Origin of the sequence: Turicibacter sp. GALT-G1, from assembly GCF_025594995.1 — a bacterium.
Taxonomy (GTDB): Bacteria; Bacillota_I; Bacilli_A; order MOL361; family Turicibacteraceae; genus Turicibacter; species Turicibacter bilis.
The window spans coordinates 88,876-114,245 of the sequence record NZ_JAMQUS010000001.1; the positions used below are offsets into that span (position 1 = coordinate 88,876).

Consider the following 25,370-nt stretch of genomic DNA (forward strand, 5'->3'; position numbering starts at 1 on the left):
TTTTTTGGGGGTAATTGTTAATCTTCTGTTATATTTTTATTAATTTTTGGTTAAAAAATTCATCCTTTTTATCTTTGTCTAAAATCACGTTTTTCTTCAATAAGATTTTGTTATAATAAGTAATAACTCGAAAACAAAGGTGTGATTTCATTGAAAAAATTAAGTATTATCGATATTGGGTCAAATTCAATTAAGGTCTTAATTACTAATCTTAATTCCAAGATATATTATGATATTCTTTGTGAAGAAAAAGTCCCATTCCGTATGAGTCAATACATGACGCCAGATCAAACCTTAAGTGAAGAGGGATCAAAGAAATTAATAGATATTCTAAGCTACTTTAAACATCTTAGTGATTATCATCAATCGAAAACCATCTTAGCAATTGCAACCGAAGCGACGCGCCGTCTAAAAAACTCAGAACATATTTTAAATCAAATTAATCAGCAGTTAAATATTCAGGTCGAGCTTCTTCCTGGGGAAATGGAAGCTTATTACGGTTACTTAGCAACACTTCATACGATTGATTTATCAGATTATTTACAAATCGACATCGGAGGATCAAGTATGGAAGTCGTCCTCGTAAAAAATAAAAAATTGATTAACTCGATCAGTCTTCCACTTGGAGCAATCGTCACAAGTAAAAATTTCAATTTAGGAGACGAAATTACCCAAGAAAAATCGGAAACTTTCAAGAATTTTATTAATTCATCGTTTAACGACATTCCTTGGTTAAAAGATGCCATTCATCTACCAATCGTCGGAATTGGTGGTACAATTCGTATGATTAGTAAAATCTATCGTAATCTTATTGGCGATAACTTTAAACTTCAACATCAATACATCCTCACATGTGAGAACTTTCAAACTGTTTACGACATGTTAGCGCCTCTCTCTTTAAAAGATCGCTTAGGTGTAAAAGGAATTACGAAGGAACGTGCGGATATTGTGTTAGGTTGTTTAATGACAATTCGAGCTTTAATGAGCTACATTGATTCTAAAGAACTTGTCATTAACCGCTATGGAATCCGTCAAGGTTTAATCTTTAAACAACTTGATCTTCCAACTCATTCAGTTCTCGATTATTCACTTTGTAACTTGCTCACTCATTTTAAACTTGATGAGCATCATAACGACCGACTAAAACAATCAACGTTAACACTTGCTAATCAATTAGGCATTAATGATCCTTCTTCAGTCAATATTCTAAAAACGATTAGTAAACTTCATCAGATTGGACAAGTCATCTCATACCAAAATGTGAATAAACATACCTTCCATTTACTCATGAATGTCCAAGTAAACGGCTTAACTCCAAAGGAACAATTAATGTGTGCTTATACTGTGAAATTGTTAGATCGCTTCAATATTAAATTAGAACATGCCAATGTCTTAAATGAGCCAGATCTTGCTCACTGTAAAAAACTTTCACTTATCCTTCAACTTGCAAGCTATCTAACTGCATTAAAACAAGAATTCACCTCACTTCATGTAAAGGAAAATAACATACAAATCCAATTTTCACATCCAATTCCAAGCATTTATATCGGAAAACTTGAAACCCTATCTAAACTTTACACAGAAGTCTTTAATAAAAAGTTAATGATTCATTAAACTGATGGTATGAAGCCTATATTACTAAAGTCGAAGCTAGAGTCATCTTCAAACTAAAGAACAAAATAACTACTTCTTTTATCTCTAATAAATTAAAACCTCCCTTACCAAAGATCTTAAATCCTTTGATAAGGGAGGTTTTTTCCATTAAACACGCTTAATTCTTAAACAATAATAAAATGTTACAATTCATGATTATCTAAATTCCACCCAGTTGTATAGAAAAATTTAGGTCTTTCCTAAAAAGATTATTTAATAGTTTCATTTACAATATAAAAAGAAGCTATTGGGAGGTAGCTTCTTTTAAAAACGATACTCTTCAGTAAAAATCTCTGTAAATATGGGAAAGAGAATCTGCTTAGAGTAAATAGGGTAATATATGATTTTGGGAATTTATAGAGAATATTCTCTTAAAGATTAAACCTCTAAGAACATGTTTATTATAACAAGAAACTAGTAGAAAGTTACGACTTGGGTACAAACAACATCTTCTAAGGCATAAACGACATTTAAATCAACTAATGGATTAATTTAAACTGTTCAGATTTTAGTATAATTCTTCCCTCTATTTTATATAGTTTTTTCCTATGTCTCCTAATTCTTTTATGGTAAGATATGAATAGTAGAAAAAACAAACATTTTGTCGTCATTATGAGAATGATTCCAAGCTCTGCATAAGTCATTATTTTTTCATGATACGTATTGAACATTTTTTGTATTATATTGAATTTTTATAGGGGGGAAATTTAACAATGATTAATATTTGTTTATGTGATGATGATCTTAATTATTTAAATTACTATTCTACAAAAATTAATGAATTAGCAGATATCTATCATATTCCGATTATGATGGAAACCTATACCAGCGGTGAAAGCCTTACTTTTGAATTAGAAGACAATCCTAATCGAATCGATATTGTTATTATTGATATTATTATGAAGAAGTTGAATGGAATTGAAGCGGGGCAACTTTTAAGAAAATTCGGTTATACTGGCATTATTATCTTTTTAACTTCTAGTAAAGAATATGCACTCGACTCTTTCTCAGTTGAGCCATTCAATTATCTAATTAAAGATTTACGTGATGAAGAACAATTAAAAGGAACCTTTTTAAGAGCGATGATGGAAGTTGAAAAAAAGAGAAAGAAAAGTATTATGATTTCAAGTAAACAGACAAATAAACTAATTAAACTTGATAATATTTTGTATATTGAAAGTATCGGAAAAAAGGTCATCTTATATAATCTATCCGGTGAAAAAGAAGAACTGAATACAACACTTAATAGTTTAGCTGAAAAAATTAACGAGTATGGATTCATCCGTTGTCACAAATCATACATCGTTAACACAACCTACATCAGCTCCTTTAATAAATCAGAATGCTCTCTTAAGCAAGGGATTACGATTCCAATTGGACGAAAGTACTCGTCTACCTTCAAAGAGAACTATCTAAAAAATGAGCTAGACCATATCCTTTTATAGAGGTACCCTTATGAGTGAGCAGCTAATTCAATTAATTCTTTTTATTTTAATCTATATTTATAATGTTTGTCAGCTAAACTATTTTAACAAGCTATTAACGACGCGATTTTCTTCTCGCATGATGATTACCTTCTTATCACTATTTTTAACACTTGTTTCAATGTTTTTAATCACCTATAAGATTTTCATTCCTCTAACCTACTTTATTTTAAGTATCGTTTTATATTTTTCTCTAAGACTTTGTTTTACTGATCTCAAGTCAGTTATTTTTATTATCTGCATTAACATCGTCTTTCAACTCGTTCTGACACGTGATATCGTCATTGGTGTCTCATCACTCATCACAAACCAAAGTATGTATACTCTTGTCCAGGATAAAGGAAACTATATGCTTTCATTCTGTGTCTCCCGCATTATTGTACTTTTTATCCTGTTTAATTTTAATAAACTACTTCCATTAGATGTTGCTAAGAAAATATTAATGAATATCCCTATTTTAAAGTTTACGATTTTAGTAAAAGGAACACTCGTGATTCTCATGCTAAATTCTAACTATATTGACTTTTACTCCGCTAATATCAAAACAACAACTATTCCATTGTTAATGAATCGAGTAATTATCGGTCTTTGTTACTATTTCCTTTTGTTTACACAAATTCAACAAATCAAATTTAAAGAAGTTGAGCTCAATAATAAATTAATTTCACTACAACTTGAACATCAAGAGGAACTTTATAAAAAACGAGATCACTACGCGGAAATTCTAAGAATGTATAATCACGACTTTAAAAGTGTCTTAACTAATATCAGTTATTTTCTCGATCAAGGAGATATTCCAAAAGCACAAGAAATTTTAAAAACGATTGATTCGGATATTAAAGTTATTGTTACAGAAAATCAGTGTTACTCAAATCGACTGATTGTAGATGTCATCCTAAAATCCTTATCTGAAAGATGTAAACAAGCAAACATTGAGTTTAATGCCGAATGCTCGATTCCTGATCATTTATCACTTAGTGACTTATCACTAAGCCGAATCTTTGGAAACCTTGTAAATAATGCCTATGAGGCCTGTATCAGACAAGATGAGCAGGAGATGAGAAAAATTATCTTTAAAAGTTATATTAAAGATGATTTCTTTATTCTCTATACTCAAAATAGCTTTAATGGTGAAATTATTATTGAACAAAATAAAATCAGAACAACAAAACGAAATAAAAAACAACATGGTGTTGGGATTGAAAGTATTAAAAACATCGTCGAATCCGCTAATGGGATCGCCTTATTTGATGTCAATGAGGAAAAAAATATGTTCAGATTTTACATTAAAATCCCTCTTAGTCATGAGTAAGATCTTTGTTTCCACATTTTCAAACACTCTGTTCTCTCTAAGACAGAATGTTTTTTATAAGATGGATTGGATTATTGATATATACACTATACTTACTTATAAATGAACTCAATTAATTTAATCCCCTGTGCATGGCGCTTAATTACACCCATCTATTTATTTAGACTATAGCCTAAAAGCAATAATTTAAATAGAAAATAAAAACCTCAGATTTTCCATCTGAGGTTTTCTTATATCGATTATAATTCTTTTGAACGTTCAACTGCTCGTTTTTGAAATAGTTTCATTTCATGTTGAAGTGCTGCTTTAATTTCTTGTAGATTAAAGACTGACTGTTTATTACTTAAGACACGAGTACCATTAATCCAAACACTATCTACATTTGAGGCATTTGCACTATAAACAATCGCTGAATATGGATCATAAATTGGGAACATATTTACCGAATCTGTTTCAATTAAGACAATATCAGCCTGTTTCCCAACTTCAAGTGAACCAATGCGATCATCCATTTTTAATGCCTTCGCCCCACCAATCGTCGCTAATTTAACGATTTCTTCAGCTTTAAATAATGAACGATCTTTATAATGAGTCTTTTGCGCATAAACCGCTGTTTTCATTTGTGTAAATAAATCGAGTGTATTCCCACTACTTGGTCCATCTGTTCCAAGGCCAACAGCAATTCCATGCTGGATTATCTCTTTAACAGGAGCAATTCCTTTTCCTGCTTTCATATTTGATCCCACACAGTGTGCAACACTTGTCCCACGTTCTGCCATTAACTTCATATCATGTTCATTGATATGAATACAATGAGCAGCGACTAATCGATGACTTAAAACACCAATGGAATCCAGATATTCAACGGGAGTCATATCGTACGTTTCACGGAATTCTTTCATTTCATAATCCATCTCGGCCACATGCATCGAAATTAACGTCTCGTATTTCTCAGCGATTTCATGTGCTGTCTTTAAAGCAGCGGCATCATTCGTATTCGTCGCATGGGGAGCAATCATAGGTGTGACTAACTCATGATTTTTCCATTTACTAATGAATGCCTCACTATAAGCTAACCCACCATAAGCTTCCTTACAATCACAGGTTGGGAAGTTAATCACCGTTTCACCAAGCACACCACGCATATTTAATTCCTCACAGGCACGAGCCACTTCTTCTTCAAAATAATACATATCTAAAAACGTCGTCACACCACTACGCTGCATCTCTAAAATACCATAACGTGCCGCCTCATAAACAAGTGGCTCTGTCATACATTCAATTTCCAATGGAAAAAGATAACGACGAAGTCGGTCTGGACAATCATCACCTAATGAACGAAATGGAATCATTGAAACATGAGCATGCGTATTAATCATACCGGGAATCAGTAGACCACCTGCCGCATCAATGATTTCATCCACATGTTGCTCCATTTCCGCCTTATATTCTCCAACATAAGAAATCTGATCATCTTCGATGATTAACATTCCTTTAGGATAGGTTGTTAATACTTCATCCATTGTTAAAATCCAAGCATGTTTAATTAATGTCTTCATAATAAGCCTCCTCAATCAATGGAACAATTCCTTGTGTTTTTGTGTTAATCATTCCAATATCAGTCACCTTCAGTTCAGGTGAGACTGGAAGTGATAATGTTGAGAAAGACATGATTTCATTATCATGTTGATAACCTAATTGTTGCATCGCCAATCGAACATCTTCAAGTTGCTTAGCTAAAACGTCAATTGGCTGAGCACTAATGATACCTCCAATTTCTAAGTAAGCTTTAGCTACCACATGACCATCTTGTACAACGACATACCCTCCTTGCATCTCGCAAAGCGTCTGTTGAGCTAACATCATATCTTCAGTATGATTCCCCATCACCATGACATTATGATGATCATGTGCCCAAGAAGTTGCAATTGCTCCGCGCTTGTTGATAGGGGCATCTAATAAAGCATGCGCCATATTTCCATTCTTCCCGTAACGTTCATAAATCGTTAATAAACAGAGGTTTGCTGATAAATAATCTAGCATCCCACCTCTAATTGGGACTTCTTTTTGAAGCTGTTTCGTAAACGTTGAATGAGGTTGTGTTTGAATGACATTGCATAATGCTTTTACGCCATTCACATGAATTTCAAAATCTTCTGGTGAAGCTTTTTTACATTGAATGGATTGATAGAAGTGATTAGGAAACTTCTGATCATGATTTTCCTCTAGTGAAACAGTCTCACTTGCAATACACTTTCCATTTTTATAAACTGAATGAATCATAAAATCATTGACATCACTCAGAAGAATAAAATCGGCTAAGCGACCAGGAGCAATCATCCCACGATCATCTAAATGCATTCGTCTAGCTGGCGTATATGTTGAACAATAGATTGCTTTTTCCACAGGCATTCCTAAAGAAACGGCTAATTTGATGATTTCATTTAAATGGCCTTTTGGTAATTTATCCGCCATGACATCATCAGTGACAAATGCAAAGTAATCATAGAAATTATAATCCATCAAGGTTTGAATCGTTTCTTTATTCATTGATTTTTTCTGAATTTCTAAGAACATTCCACTCTTAATTTTTTCAATGATACTTTCAGGTGTTTGTTGTGTATGATCAGCTGTTACCCCTGCCCCAATGAAATCGGCTAAGTCTTTTCCACTAATTTTGGGACAATGCCCTTCAATGGGTAAAGATGGTCTAAGCGCTTGACAGACTTTAATAATCTCTTTAATCGTTGATGTTTCTTTTTTACATAAATCTTGAAAGTTCATGACTTCACCAAGACATAAAATAGCTGAGTGTTGAAGCAGTTCCTTTACTTCTTCCACTCCAATGAAGCCACCTGTTGTTTCTAACTGAGGTGAAGTTGACGGAACTGAAGAAGGAATTCCATAAAAAATATCCAATGCAGTTGCATTGGATAAAAATGATTGAATGCCTTCTAATCCAAACACGTTTGCAATCTCATGAGGGTCAGCCACAACGGTTGTAACCCCATGAGGTAAAACGGCTTGAGAGAAACGTGAAGGTAACGTCATAGAACTTTCAATATGCATATGTATATCAATTAGACCTGGTATCATCCATTTCCCTGTTCCATCCATCACCTCTTCATGAGTGATTGATAGCTCATCAGCAATCCTAGAAAAACGGCCATTCTCAATTAATACATCTTTCATTTCAAATTGTTGTGTAAATGTTTGATAAACTGAAATATTTTTTATGATCATATCCATATTGAATTCTCCGCCCTAATTAACGATTAACAATACGGTTCCATTGATCAACCCAGTTATTTAATAATGGATTAACAAATGAATAGTTGATCACTTTAGCATTGTCAGCTACTTCACCATAAGTTTTATTTTGTGCTGTTTCTTCATCTAAAACAACATCTTTGTTAGTTGGTGCTTCATTTAAGCTAACTGCTGTTGCACTTTGTAATTCTTGGCTTAAACGCCAGTTTACATATTCGTAAGCTAACTCTTTATTTTGAGAATTTTTATTAATATCAATCGTATTGAAGTTTACGTAAGTTCCTGATGCTGGTACGACGAATTTAACATTTGGTTGTGCTTGCTCAATTGTAGGGATTCCGAAATCTCCAACAACCGCTACTGCAATTTCACCTGATGCAAACATATTTGCTAAATCACTTGATTTAGAATAAGTTTTAACAATGTTTGGCTTTAACTCTTCTAATGCTTTGAATGCAGCTTCACCTTGATCGGCTTCAATATCTCCACCTACAACATCATTTGCTACATAAACCATTGCTGGTCCAAACGTTGTTGAGATATCTGGGATTGAGATTTTTCCTTGTAATTCTTCATTCCATAAATCTGACCAATCGTTGATTTCAAATCCAACAGCTTCCGGATTGTAGATAATTCCAATACTGTTTACTGTATAAGCAGCACCAAAACCGTTCTCAGCTAATTCAGCTGCTGGTTCAATTAACTCACTAGCATTTGGAATTTTTGAATAATCTAATTCTTCAAATAATCCCGCTTCATATCCATTTGCTGCAGTTGCTTGTGATAATTCAATTATGTCAACTGTAGAGTTTGGATTGTTAGCTAATTTTGTATAACGATCGTTTGTTCCACCTGTATCTAAAACTAATTCAACATCGTATTTTTCTTCAAATGGGATTTTAACTTCTTGTTCCCATACATCTTGACTTAATCCCCAAGTTGAAACGACTAATTGTTGTTTCCCTGAATCTTCCGTTGCTGAACATCCTGTTACAAGTGTTAATGCCATTGCGGCACCTAATGCTAATTTCCATGTCTTCTTCATACTTCTCATTCTCCTTTATACTTGCTTAAACTAAAACGATTTTGTTTGCTGGAAGATGTACTGTTAATTCATCATTAATCTCATATACATCTGCTCCATCATGATTTACAACAATTTTCCCTAACTTTGTTTCAACTTCATACTGATAACTCTTACCTAGGAATGTGCGAACTTGAACCTTTCCACTCACACAGTTTTCCTTTGCTTCTTTAACAATCTCAATATCGTCTGGGCGAATTGTTCCAAGTGTCGCTTCCGGTTCTGGTAATTCTGTTACCGTAAATGTTAATTCCTCACTTAAGAATGTGTTGCCTTCTTTATGCTTCATTGGAATAAAGTTTTCAAATCCGATAAAACGAGCGACGAACTCAGTTTTTGGTCTAGCATAAATATTCTCAGGTGTATCGTATTGCTCAATAACCCCTTTATTCATAACAGCTACACGGTCTGAAATAGCGAAACATTCTTCTTGATCATGAGTAACAAAGACAGTTGTAATTCCCAATGCTTTTTGAATTCGTTTAATTTCAACACGCATTTGAATACGAAGTTTTGCATCTAAGTTACTTAATGGTTCATCAAGTAATAATAATTTAGGTTCGATGACTAAAGCACGTGCTAATGCAACACGTTGACGTTGACCACCTGATAATTGTTTTGGTAAACGATCTTTATACTCTAATAATCCACAGACTTCTAACATATGATTGACTTTTTCCTCGATTTGTTTTTTGTCCACTTTACGCAGCTTTAATCCAAAAGCGACGTTGTCTTTTACAGTTAAATGTGGGAATAAAGCATAGCTTTGGAAAACTAACCCAAAGTTACGTTTATGAACTGGAATCTTAGTAAAGTTATCACCATCAACTAAGAAGTCTCCATCTGCTATATCAATAAAACCTGCAATCACGCGTAAAGTAGTTGTCTTACCACATCCACTTGGACCAAGTAATGACACTAACTCACCTTCACGCATCTGTAAATTTAAACCTTTTAAAATATCATTTTTTCCATCATAAGTTACACGAATATCATTTAATTCTACGAATGCCATGGTGTATCCTCCTATTTTGCTAATGAATTAATTCCAAGTGTTTTTTCCACGATAAACATGATTACAATTGTTGCCACCATTAATAAGACCGAAACAGCTGACACCGTTGGATCATAATAATACTCAATATAATTCATTAACGCCGTTGGTAACGTTGTCACCCCTGGACCTGTTAAGAACATTGAAACCGGAATATTATTAAATGAATTAATGAATGCTAACAAGAAACTTGAAATAATTCCGCTAGAGATGTTTGGTAAAACAATCTTAAAGAATGTCTGAATTTTATTACATCCTAAACTCCACGCTACTTCTTCAATCGAGAAATCAAATTGCTCAAGTGAAGCACCAACAATACGAATAATATAAGGCAATACAACTAAGAAGTGTCCTAATAATAATCCTTGGAAGACTGGAATTTGTAATTTAATTACAAGGAATTGAAATAAAGCATATCCGATTACAATCCCAGGAACAATTGTTGGGGATAAGAAGAAACTTTTTAATAATTTCTTCCCTGTAACTGAGTAACGTGACATTCCATAAGCTGCTGGAATCCCAATGACTAACGCAATTAAAGTTGATATAAATGCTAATTTAAAACTTAAATAGAAAGAATCTATAAATGTTTTTGACGTTAATGCTTTAACAAACCAGTCAAAGGTGAACCCTTTAATTGGGAATGAGATAGTATTTTCTGTCCCAAACGCAGTTACAGTAATAATAACTAATGGGAAGAATAAAAAAGCAAAAACGAACATTGAAATAAATGTTAACATTTTATGTTTACGCATCAAGTTCACCTCGCTTATCTACTTTGGCTGCTACGAAGTTTAATCCCTTCATAACAATTAATGTTGTCACAATCATGATGGCTGCGATAACACTTGCTCCCGTCCAATCATTCAATGTCATTGAACGTTGATAGATTAAAGTTGGTAAAACTAATGCTTTGTTTCCACCTAAAAGCTGTGGAGTTGTGTATGCTGTTAAAGATCCTGTAAACACAAGAACTGCCCCCGTAATCATTCCTGGAATACTCATCGGTAACACAACTTTCATAAAGGCGGTTATTCGATTAGCTCCTAAACTCTCCGCGGCTTCCATCATATCGTTATCGATATTATCCATAACTCCAACTAATGTAATAATCATAATTGGTAGGAATAAATAGATGGTTCCGACTAAGACAGCAAATTCGGTATACAACATACTTAATGGTTGTTCAATTAACCCCATGCTCATTAATGCATTGTTGATAATCCCGTTTTTACCTAAGATATTAATCCAAGCAAAACTACGAACAACTGAATTCGTTAATAATGGGAAAATCGAAATAGCAATTAATAAACCTTTCCATTTTGTTGAACAACGTGAAATAAAATAGGCGGTCGGTACTCCAAATACTGTACACACCAAGGTAGCAATCAAGGAGATTTTCAGCGTACGATAGAAAATCTCTAAATAATATTCATCCTTAAAAAATGCGATATATTGATTTAGAGAAAATCCATTATTAAAAACTGTTGGCCACAATGTTGAACATAATGGCAACATTAAAAATAATAGTAATAGTACAAATCCTGGAACCATTAATATATAAGCTGAATTTTTCTTCATGTAGTTACCTCCTTGCGATAGAGCGAATAATCTCTGTTCTATCTCTTCTCATAGTCCGATTTTTTACGGAAATCGGGTAGAAACTTACGCACCATATTTGCGTTATATATGAAAATAACCTTGATAACTACCGTCATTATATCAAAATTTTATACATTTTTACACCATTTATGTAAAAAATTGTATATATATGTATGAAAAATCCAGTTTGAAAAATGAAAAACACCCCTTTGTGAAAATTAAATTCGGTATTTTCAAAAAGAAAAAGGCATTAAACCCTAAGATTCAATACCTTGATTAATAACTTTTAAACTTCTTAAATATCGTGTTCCCTGCGCTAAGCAAATCGTCAAAGACGATACCTTAGCTTTCCTCAACTGGGTCACATAGCGATTGTCTATGACAATCTTATCTATAATTGCTAGGGTAATTTATTTGTACTTTGTATTCACCCCATTAATTGAGGAAACCAGCTACGCAGGGTGGTCCTCGTTCATATATCCCTAAAATATAATAAATTTGATTTCTTTATTTTCTCTCTCCCCTACTTAAAAATACCATTCAATGTTATTAACTAGTCATCTATTTTAAAATGAGAAATCTAATGAGACATATTTATACCGTTGAAATGAAAAAAGTATTTAATATAATTTGATCTACAACTATCAATCAACAACCTTGATATTCTCCCACCACAGGTAAGATAGCTAAAAGCTTTGCTACTTAACTTTAGAGCTACACTAAATCAGTATTTAAATTTAGATAAATTATAATAGAAAAAGCCTTAGATGAGAAGTCAAATGACTTCCAATCTAAGGCTTTGTTATTATGTTAAGAGAAAAACATCACGATTAATGATCCCCAAACGGTTAATAAAATATTTCCTACTGTATATGGGATTGTGTATCCTAGAACAGGCGCATTACTTTTTGCTTTTTCACAAAGTCCACCGACAGCAGCTGTTGTTGTTAAAGCCCCAGCTGTTGCCCCTAATATAACGGGAGCTGAAAATTTAAATACATACTTGCCAAGGAAAATTCCTGAGAAAGTGGAAATAGCTGTTACCATCATTCCAGCTAAGAAGAAACTCAATCCCGAACTTTGTAATCCATCCACAAATCCTGGTCCTGCATTAATTCCAACCACTGCAACAAAGGCAGCTAAACCAACGTTACTTAAGAACCAAGTGGCACCCGATGGGATACGGCCAATCGTTGGACGACGGGAATGAAGGTATCCAAAGATTAGTCCCATAATCAACGCTCCACCACTTGTTGATAACGTAATACCAATCTTACCAATCATTAAAGATGGAACACCGATTAATCCACCGAATAAAATTCCAAGACCAACAAACGTCATATCTGTTTCATCTGATTGACGAACAGGCTTCCCGATACGAGAAACTAATCCTTCAACATCATCAACAGGTCCTGCTAACGTTAAGACATCATGTTTATCAAGCTTCGTCTCTAGCGTATAAGCAACCTCTTCACCTGCACGCTTAAGTTTAGAAATAATAACTCCTCGTGTTAAATCATTGTCTTGGATTTCTTGAATAGATCTTCCGATAATCGCTTGATTTTTCACACATACATCTAACGATTCTGTTCTAAAATTAACTAATTGATGATCATAAATTTCTTCTCCTAAATCAAGAAATTTAATGTGTTGTACATCCTTCTCTTTAAACGCGATCGCAAGACAATCATTTGTATGAATAAGAGTGCTTGTATTAGCTTTAAACACCTGATTATCACGTTTAATCTTAACAATAAAGCATCGAATATTTTTTTGTGATAACTGTGCTTCAATCTCAGAAACAGTTTTCCCTGCATATTCATCATTGACTTTATACATACGATATAAAACATCACTTGCATGTGAACTAACGAACTCATCTTCAAATGATTCTTTCGCTTGTTGATCTAGTTCTAAACATTCTTTTTCTAAATCAACACCTAAAATCTTTGGTCCGAATGTCGTTAAAATAAAGGTACATCCAAGCGTCCCAAAAATATAAGTAACAGCATATCCAACTGGCACAAAGTCCATCATCTGTTTTTGATTTGAAATATCCATCTTAGAAATAGCATCTTGGGCCACGCCAATAACAGAAGATTGCGTTAAAGCACCAGCTGCAAGTCCTCCAGCTTGTCCTGCATTGAACCCCATCAGTTTCCCAACAAGGATGGCTGAAATTAAACCTATCACACAAACGATAACAGCAAAAATCATCTGTGGAATTCCTTCTTTTTTCAATCCCTTAAAGAATTGAGGACCTGCATTATATCCTAATGCAAATAAAAATAATAAGAAGAAAACAGCTTTAACCGTATTATCGACTGTAATTCCTAACTGACCGACTAATACACCTGTTACTAATACACCCGGTACTGTTCCAATCTTAAATGAACCTATTTGAATCTTTCCAATCGCATATCCGATGGCTAGTGTTAAAAATAATGCTAGTTCTGGATATGATTGAAGGATTTCAACTAACCATGACATCTCTTTCACCTCATTTTAAAATATTGAAAGCAATCACTATTTAAATTGCTTTCCTCTTAATACTCATCATGCGATTTTTCCTCGTTGATTGACCATTTCTGTTGCTTTTTAAATCTACACATGGTAGTACAAAAATGAGGTACTTCATTTATCCTCTCGAGTCAAATTCTCACGTTTTGTCGAAAAATCATTTATTGTGCCGAGTCTATTATAATAGCATTTTCATCAATGTCAAGAAACAAGTTGTAAATTAATGTATAAAAACATTAAATACACCAAAAAAGGAGCTTTCAATTCTGAAGGCTCCTTTATAGCTTGACTACATATATTCTATTTTAATACGAACGTCTCGGAGCATGAAATGGGAGTTACTCATACTCCAGGATCCTATCAAGACATTATAATAGTCTTTATTCCCACTCACTTGATTCATCACGATAAACTGGCAATCAACATATCCCCAATCATTAATAGCCTTTGTTTTAATACTTCGCTCAATCGTCGAAGCCTCATCCATCTCAATATATTCAAGTCCTGCTCGAACTTCATCGCCTGAAATATTTCGATAGAAAAACGAGATACTCACAACATCACCAACATTTAACCCTGGCAACTTAATTTGTAACATCTTCTTAGCTTCATGATTTCCCCGAATCTCTAAAATTCTCCCCGTCTCTCTCCACATCCATTCATTTTCACCTTGATTATCAATGGATGAATGAATACACGTCACATAATTTACACGATGATCAAATAAATAACTTTTTACTTTTCCGCTACTTTGTAACGCTTGATTATAAAGCAAAACATTCGTACTAATGCAATCAACCCCCATATCCACTAAGTTTTGCATCTCTTCCCCATGATCAACCGTCCAAGTATTCACGAGTACTCCCTTACTATGTGCATAATCGACCATTTCTTTTGAAACTTGCTTTTTATAACAGTCAATATCCATGTCATATCTCGCACAATAATCAATATTTTCTATGGTCATCTCTGCTAACCACTGAATATTTACTTGATGATTTAATTTTCGAACCTCTGTCACAATCTCTTTTGAAAAAGAAATAATCACCACATATTGAAGGCTTCCCCACTGAGCAACAACCTCTAACAATCGAGCCACACTCTTCGGTTCAATTTCTTTTATCTCAATCACCGGTACTAATCCCCATTTTTTACAGACTGCTAAATACTCCTCAAGCGTTGGAATCCTTAGATGAGGATACTTTTTCACCTGATTCCCACCATTTATAATAAGTTCTTTTAACTCATCCAATGAATAATGTTCCGGTTTTCCACTTCCATTTGTCATTCGTTCTAATGTGTCATCATGCAGTAACACAAACTCCCCATCTTTTGTTTCATGAATATCACATTCCGCCCCATAGTAACCATATTTCCCTGCTAACTCATAAGCTAGCAACGTATTTTCTGGTGCTAATGAACTTAGACCTCGATGTGCAATCATTCTTATCTTTGGTGATAACGTCGATTTCTTCACATCAGTCGCCCTCATCTCTTGATCACCTAGCGCCAATGGATGGGGAACAACCAAGTAAAAAGAAGCTGTGCCTAAACACTCCTCGTCAGGCCCATACACCATTATTTCACATGGTATACGTACATCAAAATCACTTAAATAATTAGTTAAATTTAAAGACACACTTCCTACTTTATTTGAAACAACTTCACATCTATTAAAAACACTTTTCCCATTCGTCTGATTCGCACAAACCTTAACTCGGTATCCTGATAAATCTAGTACTTCTTCTTCACTAAACAATTTAACTTCAACCTGACTTCCGTACTCATCATATCGTATCCGACAAATCGTTTTTTTACTTTCGTTTAACTTTAAGCGAACATACTTCTTATACATCCTCTTCACCCCAGTCTGTATATTCTCTAAATTATACAAAATTCATGGCCCATATATGCAAAAAAACTCCATTAGACCTGTCTGGTTAATGGAGCACTTTTTTATAGTAAATCGGCTAATGTATACTTTGAAAATTCTTTTATAAATTGATTGAGGGCTTGAGAAGAAATGTGCTTTAATTTACATCCTGATGACATTAAAGGACAACTCTCTGGTTTACTGAAACATTCGACAATGTTCATATTATCTTCCGTCACCTTTAAAAGATCACCTAGATTAATTTCACTTGGTTTTAACCCGAGCTTTAATCCACCAACACGACCTTTAATTGAAATAATATAATCCGTTTTTCCAAGATGATGGATAACTTTTTTCATATGATGCTCTGATGTATTTAATGCCTTTGCTAACTCATCAACGGTACATAATTCATCACTATGATGAGCTAAATAAATGAGCGCTCGAAAACTATAATCACTAAACTTTGATAATTGCATATTAAACACCACCTTTGTTTCAATTATACAACAGAAACTGTCTTCACTTGAATGAAAACAAGACTTAAAAATCCTTCATCATCTTAAATGTGCATTTTATTTGCACATTTAATTTCTGTATGTTATTCTATCACTGTCAGTAAGAAAAACAATGAATAAGGAGAGATTTATATGTTAGATCAACATACAATTGATATCATTAAAAGTACTGTCCCTGCATTAAAAGCGCACGGTTTAGATATTACCACAACATTCTACAAAAATATGTTTGAACAAAATCCAGAAGTAGCACCTTTATTTGATATGAGTAAACAAAAATCAGGGGAACAACCAAAAGCATTAGCTATGACAGTTTTAGCAGCTGCACAAAACGTTGATAACTTAGGCGCTATTATGCCCGTTGTACAACGTATTGCCATTCGTCACTGCGACTGTGGAGTAAAAGAAGAACACTACCCAATCGTAGGAAAGCATTTATTAGAGGCTATCAAACAAGTTTTAGGTGAGGCTGCTACAGATGAAATTATCGATGCATGGGCAAAAACATATGAAGTCATTGCACAAGTCTTCATCGATGCAGAAAAAGAAATTTACGCTTCTCGTGCTTAATTTAAAACAAAAAAATCCCCTACCAACTATTTAGGTCAGGGGATTTTTTTCATCTATTCTTTTCTTAAATTATCAATGACCTCAGACGAGAGTCCCGTCATTTTACAAATCGTTTCATTATCTAGAGACTTTAATAAATTTCTTGCTATTTCAAAAGCTTTATTTTGCTCACCTTTACACTCTGCCTCATTCAAAACACTTATGTTATCTTGTAAAATTTTAGAACGCATTTCATATAATAAACGTTCCTCCCTATTACTATTCATACGGATAAGTTCATCCTTTGCTTCCCGGATTTCCTCAATACTCATCTCTAATCGACGTACAGCCTCACTTTCAGGATCGATTAAAAACTCAGTCCAAGCGACTAACATATCCTTAGCATCACTATTTTTCGGAAGTTTAGGAATCTCTATAAAATGAACTTCCATAACATCTGTTAACTCCTCATGCGTTTCTAACTCTTTAAAACGATAAGCAGTATGAAACTTCTCTGATCTTAAATATTTAAAATTCAAAATATTAATACAAATCGTTCTATTTAATTGAGAATAATCTTCTCCATTACTTAACTGCTCTTCATACATCTTACTTAAATAGTAGAGGCTCCTCTTAATCATGTTATATTCATTCTTCAACTGAATTTCAATATTGATAATCTCCTGATTACTTGTTGTTGCTTCAACATCTAATCGAGAATATTTATCCTCTAAAAATTATTTTTCTAAATCTGTCCCTTGAACTTCTACTCGAGTAATTTTATTCACTGGTTTTAAGACTGCATTTAAAAATGAAATTAATACTTTAGGGTGCTTATGTGAACCAAAGATATTTTTAAATACAAAATCAACTTTAGGATCCAATAAACCTCTACTCATCTTAAACCTCCTTAAAAATCAAATATAACCTTTGCCTCTATTATAACGGATATTAATTGATTTTTAATCAATAGATTATATTAAATCTGACTCTAAAAAAGCTTTAATAATTACTACTTCCGGAGGATTAATATTCTCTTGTAAGTCATCTAAAGAGAAGAATTTTAAATCCTTTGCTTCTGCCGCATCTTTTTTCAAGTTTCCTCGATAATCAGTGCAACTATAAGTCGCGATGAAATTTATATACTTCATCCCCATTTGGATATCCGTAATAAAACTCCTCACCTGAAAATATATTAAACAAAGTTAATCTTTTAGCAATGAACCCACTCTCTTCATATAATTCTCGCTTCGCGACTTCTTCTAAACTTCCAGAAGTTCTAAAGTTCCACCAGGCAATCTCCAACAATTATTGTCGTGTCTTAGCTTAAGCAAAAGACGCTCATTCTCATCTAATAAAATTACATTAGCTCCCCCCATCACAATGGGTTGTGAACCAACTAATTGTCTTAAATCCATTATGTATCCCATAATCACTCTCTCCTTTTATAATTCCAAACGTTTGACTCGATACTTAAACATCAATTCATACACCTTATCAGTTGGATGCAAACCATCTCCTTCTGCCATTAACACTTCAAAACCTCGTTTACATCAGCCTGTTTAAACAAACGATTCTCATAACTATCGTCTAATGTGGTAACTGAATTTGTCAGCAATAAAATAACTTCTTTATTATATTTTTTAACTGATTAATAATAGCTACTAAATCATGAAACAAAATCTCCATTTCATTAAAAAGCTTTCGATTATTTGTACCAATCATCAGTAACACCACATCATCATCTACCTCAACTAATTCCGATAAGTAACTTCTTAATTGAGTAGAATTCATTCCACTTCAACCATTAGTAATCACCTTGCAATCAGAATCATACTTTTTCATTACCCCCTCCATTTTAGCTTTATATTTCATATAGTAAAATACTATTTTAAAAGGAATCACTTCTAACTTTACACTTGAATTTCACTCTTATTGTATACTTCAAGTTGATGTAATAAATCTCATTACTCCAATATCTTTCCATAAAACATGAAATACTCAATGATTATCTGTCGTTATTTTTTACACTTATGTTACAATATGAATATGACATAATTAACTTTTGACTTTTCCCATATTAGAGGTGATATTAATGAATCTAGATAAGCAAATACTAAAAGAAATCGGACAGATTGCGACTCATCACCCAGAAATCCAAAAAATATTATTATTTGGTTCACGAGCTAGAGGAGATAATAGTGAGAGAAGTGATATTGATTTAGCTGTCTATGCCAAAGGATCTATCTCCACGTTTATTGAAGAAATAGAACTTATGACGACGACATTGCTTGAATACGATATAACACATATTACTGAATTAACAGAAGATTATTTTTTAGAACAAATTAATAGAGAAGGAATCGTAATTTATGAGAAAAATTCAATATAAATTTACTAATTTAAAAAAAGCCTATCAAAGACTAGTTGAGGTTGCAAATCTATATGATGGAAAAAATGAAATCATTCGAGATAGTTTGATTCAGCGCTTTGAATTCACATATGAATTAACACACAAAACCCTTCAAGAATTTTTTAAATATTCTGGTATTACAATGGAAAATTCATTTCCAAGAATGATTTACAAAAAAGCTTACGCGAACCATTTGATTGATAATGATAAAATATGGATTAACTTATTAGAAGATCGAAATGCAACGTCCCATTTATACAGCGAACAGATTGCTAATGAAATTGCTCATCGTATTGTTACTGATTATGTTGAAGTAATTGGAAAACTGATTGAAAAATTAGACGAATTAATTTAAGCCCATTATATGATGGGCTTTTTTTACATAAAAAAGGCTTAAAGGATATACACAAATAAACGTATATTTCCTTTAAGCTTTCATATTAAGATTCAAATAGTTCTTGAATATCATCCATTGAAAGATGGGTAATGAATGTTTCGCCTTCTTTAACAAGAGAATCTGATAATTCTAATTTTCTTTGTTGAAGTTTTTCAATTTTTTCTTCGATTGTATCTTTTGCGATTAACTTATAAACCTGAACTTTATTTTGTTGTCCCATTCGGTATGCACGATCCGTCGCCTGATTTTGTGCACTCATATTCCACCATGGATCATAATGAATCACGACATCCGCTCCTGTTAAATTCAATCCCGTTCCACCTGCTTTTAATGAAATCAAGAACACATCAGCTTCACCTTCATTAAAGCGGTTTGCTAAGGCAACACGTTGTTCCGATTTTGTTTCACCTGTTAACGTAAAATAAGAAATACCTAACTCATCAAGCTTTGGTGCGATTAAATCAAACATTGATGTAAATTGTGAGAATAACAACATACGGTGTCCACTGTCTTTACATTCCTGAATTAATTCTAAACATAAATTTAACTTTGCACTTTCATCTTTATAGTTTTCCAAATAAAGTGCAGGATGACAACAGAGCTGGCGAAGACGTGTTAACATTGCTAACATCTTCATACGACTTTGCCCTTCATTCCCTTCTCCAAGTTCAGCTTGAAGTTCTTTATTCATACTGATAAGTGTTGCTTCATATAACTTACGTTGTGCCTTGTCTAACTCACAGTAAACAACTGATTCTACCTTATCTGGTAATTCCGTTAAGACATCTTTTTTCAAGCGGCGTAAAATAAATGGTGCTACTAACTGATGAACACGCGCAAGTAACTTTTCATCTTTATCTTTAATAATCGGATTCTCGTACTGCTTTTTAAACTTCGCATAACTCAATAAATATCCTGGCAAAATAAAATCAAAAATTGACCATACATCTGCAATTGAATTCTCAAGCGGTGTTCCTGTTAAGGCAAAACGGATCTCACCGTTCAGTTTTTTTACCGCCTTCGCATTTTGTGTCGCCTGATTTTTAATATAATGCGCCTCATCTAAAATCACATATTTAAATGCTGCCTCATATTCCTTAATATCACGACGCAGCAAATCGTATGACGTCAAAATCACATCATAATTGTTTAAAGTACTCAATTTCTTGCTGCGCTCACTCACTGTTCCTGTCATCGTCAACACACGTAAATGTGGGGCAAAACGTTCAAACTCTGCTTGCCAGTTGAAGACCAGTGAACTCGGAGTAACAATAAGGCTTGGTTTATCAACTTCTCGCTCGTACTCTGCACACAATAAAGCAATCACTTGTAGCGTCTTCCCAAGCCCCATATCATCAGCTAAAATTCCACCCATTCCATAATCAGATAACGTTCTTAACCAACGATAACCTGTTTCCTGATATGGACGTAACGTCGCTTGTAAATTTTGTGGCAGTTCATATTCCATTTCATCAATTTGTTCAAAATCATTAACTAATTGACGAAAGGCCTTATTTTTCTTAGATTTAACTTCATTTTTTTCAAGCATTCGTTCTAAATAAAGTGCACGATATTTCGAGAGTTGAATTTCATCTTGTTGTAAGTCTTCTTCGGTTAATTCTAAATCCTCTACTAAATTAAAAAACGATTGCATATACTCAGAATCTAACTCTAAAAAGCTTCCATCTTTTAAACGATAATATTTCTTTTTTAATTGATACTGTGCCAACACCTCTTGATACTCGGACACATCAAATGCTAAATCTTCTAATTTAAAAGTCATTAAATCACTTTGTAAACGTACCCCGACTGATACTTTCTTATTCACTTGTTTTGGGCTCATCCCTTTAAAACGTTCCGTCGCATTTACTTCATGCTGTGCAATTAAGGCCGGAACGCCTTGATTCATAAACTGATAAATTTGATGATCATCATTAAGCACCATCTTATCTTTATCAATCTTGAAATCATAAGTTTCAAACACATTCATAAGTTGCACTTCTTTCACTTTATCACGAACAATAGTTGATGGTAACTCGTCAGTAAGTGGATTATACAAATGGCCATTATAACCATATTCTACTTTTGCCTCAACCGCTAAATCATCATTTAAATCTAAATATACTTTACTATCAAGTTGTGGCATCTCATATTTACCTTGTAAATAATTAATGCTATCATCAGTAACAAATGCGGCAATACGTGGATAAATAACAGATAAGAAGTGAGGAATTTGTTCACTTGAAATATATAAGTAGCCACTCATTACAATAATTTCTTTTAAAATTGGGAAGATATAATTAATAAACTCTTCATCCATAAACCATAAGCTATCCTGTGTCAAAAGGAAATAATCCTTTCCTCTACCACGTATTAACATTTTTCCTTTTGTTTGTGTAAGAAGTAGTCCTTTATTCTTAGCTTGTTCAATCTTCAATTGAATATTTGGTCTTTGATTAGTCATTAAGATAGATTTCCATTCGTCTTTTTCAACATAACAATTTAACTTCGTATTAAGTAATAAATCATGTAATTCACGCAATTTCATAGAACTTAGCAATAAACTACGACGTTCCGAGTTTGGTAATCGATACTGCTGTGTAATAAACTGTCGGTCCTTTACTATCGATTTCACAAAATTTAGAATTTTTAATGATTGCTCATCAAAACGACGAATATCATGATTAAAAGTTAATTCTTTTCCATAAATAAATTCTGATTGTGTATCTATTCGATTAATAAAATCAAACAAATCTTTAATAACATAAAATCGTTTTGTTCCGATCGATAACTCTAATTTTGTTACCTCACCTTCAAATCTTAACTTAGGAATTAAAGATACGGTGGATGTATCTTCTAAATTCATTCTCACCTCTTGAACTAATGAATCTTCATATTGATCTAACAATTGATTAATCGTATTTCTTTGATAAAATACTATAGCATCCTCCCAAGAAATACGACGACTTTTTTGTTCATATTGTGCTTGAAATAGCATTGCTACAACATGTATACAACATGATTGATAGTGATGTGATGCTGGACAGTCACAACCGATACTTTGAATGTTTCCTTTAGTATCGAAATCAGCTTCGGCATGATACTCTCTTCCAGTAAAGTCATGAACAATGGAACAAATTTCATAAGGAGCATCGGAATTTTGAGTTTTTAAAAAATTAATTGTCTTAACAGCTCCAGAATCATGCAAGATGTTCCCGTTATAAAAAATTGAGTCAAACCTTGCTATACGTTCAATCAATGAATCACTTAATTTTAATTTCATAAAAAAAATATCCTCCTAAAACATCTCCTATTATATCAATTATAGGGACACTAATACAAATTTAAACATGAACAAGAAAAAAAGCTATATAATAAAGAAGATAATTGAAGCAAGGAGGTTTTAATGTGAGAGATATTACAAATTCAAAAGGAAAAATCTTTAGACACTTTAAAGGTGATTTATATTTAGTTGAGGATTTCGTCAAACATTCAGAAACGCAAGAAACCATGGTTCTTTATCGAGCCCTATACGGTGAATGCGGCCTTTTCGTACGACCTTATGGCATGTTTGTTGAAGAGGTTCCTGAAGGAAAAGTAAATCCAACCGGACAAAAATACCGATTCCAAGAATATGAAGTTAAGAGCGTCAAATAACTCTACAAAAAAACTCCTACTGAGACTAATTAGTAGGAGTTTTCTTATTTTTTTAACATCTGGTTCTAAAAATCGATCGAGTACTAATTCTTCATAAGAAGAAGATTTTCTTTTATTTGCTTTTTTTTGAAGGTATTGCTTCTTTCTTATCGAGTAAATATTTTTGAATAAATAACTTATGTGCAATAGACATGACAGCAGAGCGTAAAACTTCTGTTTCAAATGTAATATTCTTTGCTGAGTTTGGTTCAATGGATTCACGATTAATAAAAACAAACTGTAAGGCTTTCTCTAATTCAACGCAGAAGAAGTCATAAGCCTCCTTTGTTGGATATAAATTCATCTGAATTTTAATCATTTCACAAACTTCTGTTAAACTATAAACTTGTTTAAATAAACAAACGACAATCAAATACGCTAAATGCTTTTCAGTGTAACGACGACCGACTGGTGGAGATACAACCTTTTGTTTGACGTAATTATTTAACATTGTTGGTGTTAATAACTTTTCCTCTGGATTTAAATTTAATGGTTTCAGTACATCTTCGACATACGAAATAACCTGATCCTTGTACAAAGGAATCGTTGGCAATTCATCAAATCTTGGGCAATGAAACTCTAACATTTCTTTATGATCCATAGTTCTTCCTAACTTTCTATTTTAAAATATCATGTTTTTTAATAGCCTGAACTGCAATACATCCTGGACCACCTTGTGCTGTAAAAACGGGTGTCAGCAGCATTACCTCAGTCTCAATACTTCCTATATTTTTAATTATAATATCTTTTGTCTCCATTGCCAACTCTTCATCACATGCATGTGAAATATAAATCTTATATTCATCATTTACGCCTTTCGCTATTAAATCATCACAAATCGCTTGAATGGCTTTTTTGAATGTACGTTTCGTCGCAAACTTCTCTAAACGTGTACTATCCTCAGATAATGTCATGACTGGTACTAACTTTACTAAACCACCAATGCGACCAACCAATGGGGATAAACGTCCACCACGAACTAAATAATCAAAATCTTTCGGAATCAGGAAAGAAGTAGAAGTTTCTATTAGCGATTCAATTTCGCTTACTACTTCAGACTTCGTCTTACCCGCTTCAACTAATTTCACAGCAACATCTACAAGATAACGATGTGGCCCACAAAGCGTCTTCGAATTGATAACTGTAATATTTTCTTCATGATCGACCATTGATTTTGCCATACATGCTGATTGATACGTTCCCGATAATCCATCCGCTAATGAAATATTAATAATCTCCTCATTAGGATATTTTTCATACATCTCTACGACATCTCCAATTGAAGGTTGAGATGAACTTGGAAAATACCCCTCATTAATCATTTCTACTAAACCTTCAGTTGTTAATTCCTCTAATTCTTTATAGCTTTTATTATTAATCGTTACCGATAACGGTCTAATATCTAAATCATTTTGTTTTGCCTCTTCTCTTGAATAAAGCGTTGATGAATCCGCCACAATCTTAATCATACTAAGCCCTCCATATATAAAAGTTAACATTTCTAATAAACTTAGTTTTTAATACTATATAATTTAGATTAACACCTTTTGTTTGCATTGTCAATCAAGAAAAAATAAACCTGATAGTTCATCTCACTAAAAATAAAGAAAGCTTGTCATCATTTAAAATCGTTCCCCTGAATTACATCTATCGCTTAATACTCTCGCAACAAACGTACATACTATATTTGATAGGAGGTCAAACAATGAATAATAAACAAGAGCAATTCTTAAATTATATCCTTAAAAGAGTTCAAGATGGAAAAGTAGATGAAGCACAAGCACTTATTAATGAAAACTTCAAAAAACAAGAGGCTGGTACATTTACTCGTGCTGATATTGGAGAATTCATTCCTAAAATTACGATGTTGATTAAACCTAACCATGTCGATGAGGTTCACAATGTTATACAAGAATTCGCAGCTACTTTTTCTGAAAAATAAAAA

At 33.2% G+C, this 25,370-nt stretch carries 23 protein-coding genes, 1 pseudogene and 1 riboswitch; of the genes and pseudogenes, 8 read left to right on the forward strand and 16 right to left on the reverse strand.

The annotated features are described in order from the left end of the window. The first annotated feature begins 150 nt into the window (after positions 1-150). From NEH74_RS00380 to NEH74_RS00390, 3 genes are all read left to right on the forward strand, one after another. Positions 151-1,614: a Ppx/GppA family phosphatase gene (locus NEH74_RS00380; RefSeq protein ID WP_212724020.1), complete on the forward strand. Its 1,464-nt coding sequence runs from the start codon at positions 151-153 to the stop codon at positions 1,612-1,614. 752 nt (positions 1,615-2,366) lie between these two features. Beyond that, positions 2,367-3,098 (forward strand): LytR/AlgR family response regulator transcription factor, encoded by a 732-nt coding sequence (locus NEH74_RS00385; RefSeq protein WP_055242671.1) that lies wholly within the window; start codon positions 2,367-2,369, stop codon positions 3,096-3,098. Positions 3,099-3,108: 10 nt separating this feature from the next. Continuing rightward, the gene (locus tag NEH74_RS00390) at positions 3,109-4,449 is read left to right on the forward strand and encodes a sensor histidine kinase (RefSeq protein ID WP_262940878.1); all 1,341 of its coding nucleotides are present in this window, start codon (positions 3,109-3,111) and stop codon (positions 4,447-4,449) included. 239 nt (positions 4,450-4,688) lie between these two features. Here NEH74_RS00390 and NEH74_RS00395 read toward each other — a convergent pair whose 3' ends face one another. The 9 genes from NEH74_RS00395 to NEH74_RS00435 form a co-directional block, all read right to left on the reverse strand. Next, positions 4,689-6,008, reverse strand: coding sequence for an amidohydrolase (locus NEH74_RS00395; protein ID WP_262940879.1), 1,320 nt, complete (start codon positions 6,006-6,008; stop codon positions 4,689-4,691). Further along, entirely contained in the window at positions 5,992-7,698 is a 1,707-nt protein-coding gene (locus tag NEH74_RS00400) for an adenine deaminase C-terminal domain-containing protein (protein ID WP_262940880.1), read from the reverse strand. Before NEH74_RS00400 ends, NEH74_RS00395 begins: the two co-directional genes overlap by 17 nt. Before the next feature lie 19 nt (positions 7,699-7,717). Next, on the reverse strand, positions 7,718-8,764 hold the full coding sequence (locus NEH74_RS00405; protein WP_055275121.1) for an ABC transporter substrate-binding protein: 1,047 nt from the start codon (positions 8,762-8,764) through the stop codon (positions 7,718-7,720). Positions 8,765-8,789: 25 nt separating this feature from the next. Beyond that, a complete protein-coding gene (locus tag NEH74_RS00410) occupies positions 8,790-9,818 on the reverse strand; it encodes an ABC transporter ATP-binding protein (protein ID WP_055305704.1) in 1,029 nt (342 codons plus the stop codon). A gap of 11 nt (positions 9,819-9,829) precedes the next feature. Beyond that, positions 9,830-10,612, reverse strand: a complete 783-nt coding sequence (locus NEH74_RS00415) for an ABC transporter permease (RefSeq protein ID WP_055275123.1) — start codon at positions 10,610-10,612, stop codon at positions 9,830-9,832. Further along, the gene (locus NEH74_RS00420) at positions 10,605-11,438 is read right to left on the reverse strand and encodes an ABC transporter permease (RefSeq protein WP_262940881.1); all 834 of its coding nucleotides are present in this window, start codon (positions 11,436-11,438) and stop codon (positions 10,605-10,607) included. The genes NEH74_RS00415 and NEH74_RS00420 overlap by 8 nt, the downstream gene beginning before the upstream one ends. A gap of 31 nt (positions 11,439-11,469) precedes the next feature. After that, positions 11,470-11,570, reverse strand: a riboswitch (purine riboswitch). Between the two features lie 699 nt (positions 11,571-12,269). Next, positions 12,270-13,949, reverse strand: a complete 1,680-nt coding sequence (gene aspT, locus NEH74_RS00425) for an aspartate-alanine antiporter (RefSeq protein ID WP_068759097.1) — start codon at positions 13,947-13,949, stop codon at positions 12,270-12,272. A gap of 319 nt (positions 13,950-14,268) precedes the next feature. Further along, positions 14,269-15,834 (reverse strand): glycerophosphodiester phosphodiesterase family protein, encoded by a 1,566-nt coding sequence (locus NEH74_RS00430; RefSeq protein ID WP_262940883.1) that lies wholly within the window; start codon positions 15,832-15,834, stop codon positions 14,269-14,271. A 101-nt stretch (positions 15,835-15,935) separates the two neighbouring features. Continuing rightward, positions 15,936-16,331 (reverse strand): RrF2 family transcriptional regulator, encoded by a 396-nt coding sequence (locus NEH74_RS00435; protein ID WP_212723973.1) that lies wholly within the window; start codon positions 16,329-16,331, stop codon positions 15,936-15,938. Positions 16,332-16,502: 171 nt separating this feature from the next. Here NEH74_RS00435 and NEH74_RS00440 point away from each other — a divergent pair, with 171 nt between their 5' ends. Beyond that, positions 16,503-16,940 carry a globin domain-containing protein gene (locus NEH74_RS00440; protein WP_055242694.1) on the forward strand — a complete coding sequence of 146 codons (438 nt, stop codon included), beginning with the start codon at positions 16,503-16,505 and terminating at the stop codon, positions 16,938-16,940. A 53-nt stretch (positions 16,941-16,993) separates the two neighbouring features. Here NEH74_RS00440 and NEH74_RS00445 read toward each other — a convergent pair. The 4 genes and pseudogenes from NEH74_RS00445 to NEH74_RS00460 form a co-directional block, all read right to left on the reverse strand. Further along, positions 16,994-17,818, reverse strand: a pseudogene (locus NEH74_RS00445) (Rpn family recombination-promoting nuclease/putative transposase). Positions 17,819-17,893: 75 nt separating this feature from the next. Next, positions 17,894-18,070, reverse strand: a complete 177-nt coding sequence (locus NEH74_RS00450; RefSeq protein WP_262940884.1) for a hypothetical protein — start codon at positions 18,068-18,070, stop codon at positions 17,894-17,896. Positions 18,071-18,181: 111 nt separating this feature from the next. Then, a complete protein-coding gene (locus NEH74_RS00455) occupies positions 18,182-18,349 on the reverse strand; it encodes a hypothetical protein (RefSeq protein ID WP_201023074.1) in 168 nt (55 codons plus the stop codon). A 181-nt stretch (positions 18,350-18,530) separates the two neighbouring features. Continuing rightward, complete coding sequence (locus tag NEH74_RS00460) at positions 18,531-18,713, reverse strand: SGNH/GDSL hydrolase family protein (RefSeq protein ID WP_055242696.1); 183 nt, start codon at positions 18,711-18,713, stop codon at positions 18,531-18,533. A gap of 301 nt (positions 18,714-19,014) precedes the next feature. On the opposite strand from NEH74_RS00460, the gene NEH74_RS00465 reads away from it, so the two are divergent. After that, complete coding sequence (locus NEH74_RS00465; RefSeq protein ID WP_055242698.1) at positions 19,015-19,311, forward strand: nucleotidyltransferase domain-containing protein; 297 nt, start codon at positions 19,015-19,017, stop codon at positions 19,309-19,311. Further along, complete coding sequence (locus NEH74_RS00470; protein WP_055242700.1) at positions 19,292-19,687, forward strand: HI0074 family nucleotidyltransferase substrate-binding subunit; 396 nt, start codon at positions 19,292-19,294, stop codon at positions 19,685-19,687. The genes NEH74_RS00465 and NEH74_RS00470 overlap by 20 nt, the downstream gene beginning before the upstream one ends. A gap of 85 nt (positions 19,688-19,772) precedes the next feature. Here the strand turns inward: NEH74_RS00470 and NEH74_RS00475 are convergent, their stop codons facing one another. Then, positions 19,773-23,012: an SNF2-related protein gene (locus tag NEH74_RS00475; protein WP_262940885.1), complete on the reverse strand. Its 3,240-nt coding sequence runs from the start codon at positions 23,010-23,012 to the stop codon at positions 19,773-19,775. Positions 23,013-23,137: 125 nt separating this feature from the next. On the opposite strand from NEH74_RS00475, the gene NEH74_RS00480 reads away from it, so the two are divergent. After that, a complete protein-coding gene (locus NEH74_RS00480; RefSeq protein WP_055275129.1) occupies positions 23,138-23,386 on the forward strand; it encodes a DUF1653 domain-containing protein in 249 nt (82 codons plus the stop codon). Between the two features lie 112 nt (positions 23,387-23,498). Here the strand turns inward: NEH74_RS00480 and NEH74_RS00485 are convergent, their stop codons facing one another. Then, the gene (locus NEH74_RS00485; RefSeq protein ID WP_212725698.1) at positions 23,499-24,026 is read right to left on the reverse strand and encodes a DUF1836 domain-containing protein; all 528 of its coding nucleotides are present in this window, start codon (positions 24,024-24,026) and stop codon (positions 23,499-23,501) included. 16 nt (positions 24,027-24,042) lie between these two features. After that, positions 24,043-24,894 carry a DegV family protein gene (locus tag NEH74_RS00490; RefSeq protein WP_212725699.1) on the reverse strand — a complete coding sequence of 284 codons (852 nt, stop codon included), beginning with the start codon at positions 24,892-24,894 and terminating at the stop codon, positions 24,043-24,045. A gap of 236 nt (positions 24,895-25,130) precedes the next feature. On the opposite strand from NEH74_RS00490, the gene NEH74_RS00495 reads away from it, so the two are divergent. After that, the gene (locus NEH74_RS00495) at positions 25,131-25,367 is read left to right on the forward strand and encodes a hypothetical protein (RefSeq protein WP_055305712.1); all 237 of its coding nucleotides are present in this window, start codon (positions 25,131-25,133) and stop codon (positions 25,365-25,367) included. The last annotated feature ends 3 nt before the right edge of the window (positions 25,368-25,370 follow it).